At 59.2% G+C, this 6,214-nt stretch carries 6 protein-coding genes; 2 read left to right on the top strand and 4 right to left on the bottom strand.

Annotated features, from left to right (window positions below):
- Positions 1-103: 103 nt before the first annotated feature.
- Positions 104-733 (bottom strand): uridine kinase, encoded by a 630-nt coding sequence (gene udk, locus J3352_RS11030; RefSeq protein WP_005934518.1) that lies wholly within the window; start codon positions 731-733, stop codon positions 104-106.
- A gap of 145 nt (positions 734-878) precedes the next feature.
- Here udk and J3352_RS11025 point away from each other — a divergent pair, with 145 nt between their 5' ends.
- Positions 879-1,496: a C39 family peptidase gene (locus tag J3352_RS11025; RefSeq protein WP_117535941.1), complete on the top strand. Its 618-nt coding sequence runs from the start codon at positions 879-881 to the stop codon at positions 1,494-1,496.
- A gap of 12 nt (positions 1,497-1,508) precedes the next feature.
- Complete coding sequence (locus tag J3352_RS11020) at positions 1,509-3,128, top strand: phospholipase D-like domain-containing protein (protein WP_154277437.1); 1,620 nt, start codon at positions 1,509-1,511, stop codon at positions 3,126-3,128.
- A 68-nt stretch (positions 3,129-3,196) separates the two neighbouring features.
- Here J3352_RS11020 and J3352_RS11015 read toward each other — a convergent pair whose 3' ends face one another.
- From J3352_RS11015 to J3352_RS11005, 3 genes are all read right to left on the bottom strand, one after another.
- Positions 3,197-4,135, bottom strand: coding sequence for a nucleoside hydrolase (locus tag J3352_RS11015; protein ID WP_156067094.1), 939 nt, complete (start codon positions 4,133-4,135; stop codon positions 3,197-3,199).
- Positions 4,136-4,146: 11 nt separating this feature from the next.
- Positions 4,147-5,127: an alpha/beta hydrolase gene (locus tag J3352_RS11010; RefSeq protein WP_156067091.1), complete on the bottom strand. Its 981-nt coding sequence runs from the start codon at positions 5,125-5,127 to the stop codon at positions 4,147-4,149.
- 142 nt (positions 5,128-5,269) lie between these two features.
- A complete protein-coding gene (locus tag J3352_RS11005) occupies positions 5,270-6,139 on the bottom strand; it encodes a YitT family protein (RefSeq protein WP_197036550.1) in 870 nt (289 codons plus the stop codon).
- Between the last annotated feature and the right edge of the window lie 75 nt (positions 6,140-6,214).

Below are 6,214 nucleotides of genomic sequence, written 5' to 3'. Positions count from 1 at the left end.
CCTGACAGGCAGTTGCCGTGTCATTTTTCGAAAACTGTTTTACGGATACCCAGCAGTCGGGAACCACCCCTTTTTTGGTATCATACGGAACTGCGGTGAAAGTTCAGCGCAGATTTGCCTTCTGGATCAGGCTGCGGATATGGTGGGCCAGCATCTCGATGGCGGGGCCGTTTTCACCGCCATTGGGGATGATGATATCGGCGTTGCGCTTGCTGGGTTCCACAAAAGCCTCGTGCATGGGCTTGACGGTGGCGCGGTACTGGGCGATGACGCTGTCCAGAGAGCGGCCCCGCTCCTTGACATCCCGCAGGATGCGGCGGAGGATCCGCTCGTCCGCATCGGTGTCCACGTAGATCTTGTAATCGAACAGGCTGCACAGCTCCGGCTCAGCCAGGGGCAGAATGCCCTCCACGATGAGGACGGGGGCAGGCTCGATGTGCTGCACCTCGCTGCTGCGGTTGTGGTTGGCGTAATCGTACACGGGGCAGTCGATGGCGCGGCCCGCTTTCAGCTCCTTCAGGTGCTGGATGAGCAGGTCGTTGTCGAACGCGTCCGGGTGGTCATAGTTCAGCTTACAGCGCTCTGCAAAGGGCAGTTCATCGTGGCGCTTGTAGTAGCTGTCGTGGGAGATCAGACGCACCTCGTCCTCCCCGAACCGCTCCTTGAGCCGGTAAGCCAGCGTGGTCTTGCCGCTGCCCGAGCCGCCTGCGATGCCGATGATCAGATTGTTCATGTCCCAAAATCCTCCTGCCTGCCGATTCCGGTGGAAAAACCGGTCAGAATAAGCTATAATAGGTATATTGTTGGGGAACACCCCTGTTTCTCACTGCTTATGATATCACAAATCCACTGTTTTTGACAGAGTAAGAGGAAAATTGATGAAAAAGATCGTTTCGGCCCCGTATATCGACCAGACTGCCCGCTGGGTGAACGGCTGCGAGAGCATCAGCAGCGTGATGCTGCTGCAGGCTGTGGGCATCCCCATTGACCCGGACGTGTTCATTGAGCGCGACCTGCCCCACGCCCCCTACTGGGAACAGGAGGGCAGGCTCTACGGGCCTGACCCGATGTTCGTCTACCCCGGTGACCCCCACGACCACACCGGGTATGGCTGCTATGCCCCCTGCATCGTGCAGGCCTTGCAGAGCGCGTTGAAGCATGAAGGCGCGGCGGACCGGTTCGAGGTGCTGGACGTGAGCGGCGAGACCGCAGCGCAGCTGTGCCGGTTCATTGACGAGGGAATGCCGGTGGTATTCTGGGCAACGCTGGATTTTACCCCGGTGCCCGAGGAGCGGGATCACTGGCTGCTGGCCGATGGCACCGACTTTGCCTGGAAGTGCCACGAGCACTGCCTGCTGCTGGTGGGCTACGATGAGGAAAACTACTGGTTCAATGACCCGTGGCATGACCACGGGGTCTGCGCCCAGCCCAAGGAGCTGGTGGAGCGCTGCCACGCGGCACAGGACTCCTATGCGGTGACCCTGCGGCGGAAATAAGAAAGGCGGAACATGAAAACAGAGAAACTGAAACAGAACGTCAAGGGCTATGTTCATCAGTTTGAGGACGGCGGCCTGCGGCTGCTGAGAAAGGGGCAGAAGGGTGTGATCCACGCCATCTTCAGCCGCTTTGGCCTGGTGCTGATCCTCCTGCTGCTGCAGGTGGGGCTGTTGTTCAGCATCTTCCGGTGGTTCGGCAACCTGTGGCCCCATTACTTCGGCGGCAGCGTGGTCGTTACATCGGCCATGGTCATCTACCTGCTCAACAGCAAGATGGACAACAGCGCCAAGATCACCTGGATGGTGGTGGTTGCCATTGCGCCGGTGGTGGGCATTCCGATGTTCTTCTATGTCAAGAGCAATTTTGGGCACAACATCCTGCGCAAGCGGCTGCTGGAGCTGGAGGACCAGCTGCGCGGCTGGCTGCCGCAGAGCCAAAAGGCAGTGGAGCAGCTGAAAGCGCTTGAACCCGGTGCGGCCTCGCTGGCAAAGTACCTGTACGGGCGGGGCGGCGGCTTTCCGGTGTACCAGAACACCGCCATGACCTATTTTCCCGGCGGCGAGGCAAAGTTTGAGGAACTGCTGCGCCAGCTGGAAACGGCAGAAGAATATATCTTTGTGGAGTATTTCATCATCGACGAGGGCCTGATGTGGGGCAAGATCCTGGAGGTGCTGGCCCGCAAGGCGCTGCAGGGCGTGGATGTCCGGGTGATGTACGACGGCACCTGTGAGTTCTCCACCCTGCCCCGCAATTACCCCCGGCTGCTGGAGAAGCTGAACATCCAGTGCAAGGTGTTCAGCCCGGTGCAGCCGTTCGTCTCTACCCATTACAATTACCGCGACCACCGGAAAATTCTTGTCATTGACGGGCGGGTCGGTTTTACCGGCGGCGTGAATCTTGCCGATGAGTACATCAACCACATCCAGAAGCATGGCCGCTGGAAGGATGCCGCCGTGATGCTGGAGGGCGAGGCAGTCCGTTCGCTGACGGCTCAGTTTCTGCAGATGTGGGGCATCCTGAAGGAGCCGGAATATGAGCAGTTCCTGACCCGGCCCATTCCGGTGCCGGAAAATGCAAAGGGCGTGGCGGCTCCCTACGGGGACTGCCCGCTGGACGGCGAGCGGGTGGGCGAGATGGTCTATATCGACCTGCTCAACCGGGCCAGGGATTACATCCACATTATGACCCCCTACCTTATTCTGGACGGCGAACTGGAGACTGCCCTGAAATTTGCCGCCGAACGGGGCGTGGATGTCCACCTGATCCTGCCCGGAAAGCCGGACAAGCAGTTCCCCTACGCACTGGCAAAGAGCCACTATTCGGCCCTGCTGGATTCGGGCGTGAAGATCAGCGAGTGGAGCCCTGGTTTTGTCCATGCAAAGGTGTTCGTGGTGGACGGCAGGGAAGCGGTGGTGGGCACCATCAATCTGGACTACCGCAGCCTGTACCATCACTTTGAGGATGCCGTCTGGATGGTGGATGCTCCCTGTATCCGGGACATTGAGCAGGATTTCCAGCACACGCTGGAACAGTGCCGCACGGTGGAAAATACCTCGGCCAGCATCTGGCAGAAGCATTATCTGCTCCGTGCCACCGGAATGCTGCTCAAGGTCATTGCACCGCTGCTGTAACAGCTGAATTACAGAACAACAGCCCCCTCAGGCTTATGGGCCGAGGGGGCTGTTGTTTTGTATGATCCTTATCTGGGGTAGCACAGCGCCAGCTTGGAATAAAAATCTTCCAGTGCAAAACGAACATCCAGATCGTGATAGACACGGATGGTTTTGCGGTCAGAAGCTTCAGCATAGGTCAGGCTGGGCAGGAGCACAGGAGCCGGGCGGAGTGTCCAGTGCCCCCGGAATCCATTCTCCAGCAGGACGGCGGCGGTAGTGTTGTCACCCAAAGTCCAATTGCCCCCGGTGCGCAGAGGAAAACGGGGATCGTATTCGGAGGGGTACTCGTCCATCAGCTGCCGAAATAGATAGGCTCCCACTTCGCCGCAGGGCCGTACCCGAAGCGCCAATTCGGAAAGGGATACCTCGAATCTGGCGTAGACATCCTGTGGGATCTGCCAGACCGTGACAGCGCTGTCCAACAGGACACGGCAGGCGATGGGGTCTTGCTGAACATTGAATTCCGGTCGTCCGGCGGGATAGGGGCCGCCGCCGTTCCAGAGCACCGTCATGCGGGACGCGATCTCCGGAGCACGGTTCAGGGCGGCGGCAATGTTTGTCATAGCGCCCTGGGCCGCAATGTACAGGGGAGCCGGGTCATCCCGCAGAGCCTCCTGGATCAGAAACTCGACAGCTTCACAGTCGGGAGCATCCTCCGGGGAGGCGAGAGGGGCAGTACAACCATGAAAAACAGGAACATCGTCGATGTGTGCGGCGTTCAGCAGGCGGCATACCTCCTGGTAACTGCGTTCCATGCTGTGGGGCGGCAAGCCCCTTTGGGTGGTTTTGACCTCGAAATGGGTGGCACAGATACCACGCACGTCAAATTGCGGAGTGAGCAGATGGTGCAGGATGGCAAAGTCATCATCGCCTTCGTTTTTTGCATCGGTGTCAATGATGACCCGCACCCGGCAGGCCTCCGGCGGTGCAAATCCCAGCCGCGCAAGAAGTTCAGAGCGTTCCATGTGGTGTTCCCTCAGTTCAGCTTTGCCAGCGCTTCGTTCAGTGCGGCCAGCTTTTCTTCATCGAACATTTTGTTGCTGTAGAATTGCAGATTGTTCACAGAAATGCCCCGGGAGCCGGGCTCCTGCTGCACATATTGGGCCAGCTCCGGCAGCAGCTGCTGAATCAGGGCAGCGGACTGAGGAGTGTCCAGCAAGGTGCCGATCTTCATATCAAGACAGAATTCCTTGACTTCCTCCGGGGCGGGCACCAGCACGTCGTGGTTGAAAATGTGGTTCAGGAAGCCGAGTGCCATGCCCTGCCACACTGCGGATTCCGGGTTTTCCGGGTTTTGGGGGTTGGCAATGTGGCGGCTGCCGGTGGAGAAGCCGTGGTCGCCGTAAGCAAAGATATGCATCTCATAGGGGATCTTCCGCTCTGCCAACAGGGTGGCAAACTGCAGGGACTGTGTGGCGGGCACCAGATGGTCGCCCTGAGTGGCAAAAAGGAAGGTAGGGGGAGTCTGGTCATCCACCTGCTGCAGCAGGTCCGGCAGCTCCATGCCCAACGCCTTGCCCGGGACGCTGAACACAGCGTAGCCCAGCAGCATGGCCGCAGGACGGACCCGGCCCATGGTGCCCACCGAGGCGGCAAGATGCCCGCCGGCAGAGAAGCCTACTACGGCGATCTGCTCCGGGTCGATGTGCAGGTCGCCTGCGTTCTGGTGCAGGTAGTCCATGGCCTCCTGCGCTTCGGCAAAGGCATTGGTATAGACCTCCTCCACCGGACAGTTCTGGGAGACGCTGTACCGCAGCACAAAGGCATTGTAGCCTGCGTTCAGGAAGGCCAGCGCTACAGGATCGGCTTCCCGGTCTGAGCAGAAGGCATAGGCTCCACCCGGAAAGATCAGGATCGCAGGACAGCGGTCCAGAGCAGGCATTTCGGTGCAGGGATCCTGCAGGTAGCAGGTCAGCTGGGCATTGTGGGCCCCCATGGGGATCTGAGTGATTTTCATAGTTGGCTCCTTTTTCCTGTAATAAAACGGGCCTTCGTACAGATAACCCCAAAAGGCAGGGGGGTCCCTGTGCGAAAGCCCAAAATCGACTTTGTTATTCTGATATCAATATAGCAGATAGCAGAAACACTGTCAAGAAGATTTACTGGTATTCCTTTTCCATTGAGAAGCCCCGGCCGCTGACTTCGGTCACGCGGCTGACGATGAGGAAACAGGCGGGGTCGATGGAATGGACCAGCTTTTCCAGCCGGGGCAGCTCCCGGTTGGAGATGACGCTGAGCAGCACTTCGCTGGGCTCGCCGGTGTAGCCGCCTTCGCCGTGGAGCACGGTCACGCCACGGTCGATCTCAGCCAGAATGGCGGTGCGGATCTCATCCGACCGGGTGCTGATGATCTTGACCTCGGTGCGGCTGTCGCCCAGCATCAGCATCTTGTCCATGACGATGGTGTGGGTGATGACCAGCACGATGCCGTAGAGCACCTGTTCCGGCTGGCTGAACGCCGCCTGCACCAGCAGGATGGCGATATCAAAGAGCATCATGGTGATGGACACCGGCCAGCGGAACCATTTCTGCAGCACCAGCGGGGGGATATCCATGCCGCCGGTGGAAGCGCCCGCCCGGATGACCATGCCCAGCGCAACGCCGATGCCCAGACCCGAGAAGATGGTGCAGAGGAAGATATCCTCAGTCAGCACCCGGCCGTCCAGCAGCCGCTCAAACAGCTCCAGAAAGGCGGGGCTCAGCACGCTGCTGGCAAGGGTGTTCAGCGCGAACTTCTTGCCCAGCACCGCCCAGCCCCACACCAGCATGGACATGTTGAAGAGGAAGAGGAAACCGGAGACGGAGAGCCCCGTCAGCCGCCCGAAGGCCAGCGCGATGCCGGTGGCACCGCCCGTGATGAGCCCTGCGGGTTCCAGAAACAGGGCCACCGCCAGCGAATACAGTGCGTTGCCCAGGATGATAGCCAGACTGTTCAGCAAAAGCTGCTGCCAGCGACGAGTAGATTTCATAGCAGTACCTCCCATACTATCCTTATAATACAGGAAAACTTCAAGAAAATCCACCCGATGCTGTTGCTTCCCATC

Source organism: Faecalibacterium sp. Marseille-Q4164, assembly GCF_017377545.1.
GTDB classification, from domain to species: domain Bacteria; phylum Bacillota; class Clostridia; order Oscillospirales; family Ruminococcaceae; genus Faecalibacterium; species Faecalibacterium duncaniae.
Note: the sequence above shows the minus strand (reverse complement) of the source record. Positions and strands in the feature narration are given on the sequence as shown.

Coding starts and splice junctions, on each gene's coding strand:
- udk (WP_005934518.1), bottom strand. CDS start 733: ATGAACAATCTGATCATCGGCATCGCAGGCGGCTCGGGCAGCGGCAAG.
- J3352_RS11025 (WP_117535941.1), top strand. CDS start 879: ATGAAAAAGATCGTTTCGGCCCCGTATATCGACCAGACTGCCCGCTGG.
- J3352_RS11020 (WP_154277437.1), top strand. CDS start 1,509: ATGAAAACAGAGAAACTGAAACAGAACGTCAAGGGCTATGTTCATCAG.
- J3352_RS11015 (WP_156067094.1), bottom strand. CDS start 4,135: ATGGAACGCTCTGAACTTCTTGCGCGGCTGGGATTTGCACCGCCGGAG.
- J3352_RS11010 (WP_156067091.1), bottom strand. CDS start 5,127: ATGAAAATCACTCAGATCCCCATGGGGGCCCACAATGCCCAGCTGACC.
- J3352_RS11005 (WP_197036550.1), bottom strand. CDS start 6,139: ATGAAATCTACTCGTCGCTGGCAGCAGCTTTTGCTGAACAGTCTGGCT.